This is a genomic window from Cognataquiflexum rubidum (genome assembly GCF_022538115.1).
In the GTDB taxonomy this organism is placed as follows: Bacteria; Bacteroidota; Bacteroidia; order Cytophagales; family Cyclobacteriaceae; genus Cognataquiflexum; species Cognataquiflexum rubidum.
On the sequence record NZ_JAKZAL010000057.1, the window covers coordinates 1 to 1,369 of the forward strand.

The following is a 1,369-nucleotide window of genomic DNA, read 5'->3' on the forward strand; positions in this document are numbered from 1 at the left end:
TACAAAAGAACTCGGCAAACCATGGGCTTTGGAAAATGTTGTGAATGATGGACCATCATAGCGACTGACGCCTCCTCCATAAGTAGCGAACCAAAGACTCCCAGTCTTATCCTTGCTAATACTTAAAACATTATTATTTGCCAACCCCTGAGCAGTGGTAAAATTGGTAAACACCTTGCCATTAAAACGACTCACTCCACCCCCATCAGTACCAAACCAAAGGTTACCTGCATTATCCTCCGTGATATTCCGAACTAAATTATTTGCTAGACCTTCATTGGTAGAAAAATTGGTAATACCTACATTTCCCTGAGGCAAAGAACCTGATCGTGATTTTAGCGAATCTGAGGGTTCATAGCGGCTAACTCCCCCGCCCAAAGTGCCAAACCATAGAATTCCTTCACTATCTTCTTTAACTCTCCAAACAGCATTGCTTGCTAAGCCATGATCAGTAGATAAAGTGGTAAAGGTTTGGCCATCATAGCGGCTTACACCTCCTTCCATGGTTCCGAACAAAAGGTCCCCATTTTTATCTTCAGTGATACACCAAACATTATTATCCGCCAAACCATGAGCAGTAGAAAAAGTAGTAAAAGATTTGCCGTCAAAACGATTTAAACCATCCCATGTCCCTAACCAAATATTTCCATCCTTGTCCTCGGCTATATCCCGCACAACATTATATGAAAGGCCCTGATCCTCAGAAAAATTGGTAAAAGATTTTCCATTATAACGACTGACTCCAGTACCATCAGACCCAAACCAAAGATTGCCGGATGTATCCTCAAAAATAGACCAGATTGAATTATTTACCAGACCATGTGCAATAGTAAAATTGGTAAATGATTTTCCATCATACCGGCTCACTCCACCACCTCGGGTGCCAAACCAAAGATTCCCTGTCCTATCCATAAATGAACATAAAATGGACTCTAATGCCAAACCATCATCAGTAGTGAAGGTGGTAAAATTAGATAAGCCACTACCTCCCATTAAAATTGTATTGCCTTCCTGATCCAAAATAGGTTCACCTTTATCATTTTTTAAGACAGGAAGCAGGGTAGTTTCAGTTTCGATCTCGTGGATGTGTCTAACCTTTGGTTTTGGCATATCTTTTAATAAAAAAGTCTTGGGTTGTAAGCTGTCAGGGAGGTCGGCTATTACAGTTCTTCGCAAGGGTACAAGAGAGTCTTTTTCGATACTCTTGTCAATTGCTCTGAATTCCTGTTTGGTGTTGCATGAAGACAAATATCCCAAACAAATCGCTAAAACTAGTTTGAATGCATTCATTGGCCTACTTTAAATTGGTAAAAAATATGAAATCAATCCCCACCTAAAGTGTTGATTATCTTAAATATAAGGAAGATTG

The 1,369-nt window shown here is 39.9% G+C and carries 1 protein-coding gene; it reads right to left on the reverse strand.

What is annotated here, in order from left to right; genetic code table 11:
* A partial coding sequence (locus MMU05_RS22995) for a ligand-binding sensor domain-containing protein (protein WP_241144000.1) occupies nt 1-1,020 on the reverse strand: 1,020 nt, incomplete at its 3' end.
* Nucleotides 1,021-1,369 lie beyond the last annotated feature (349 nt).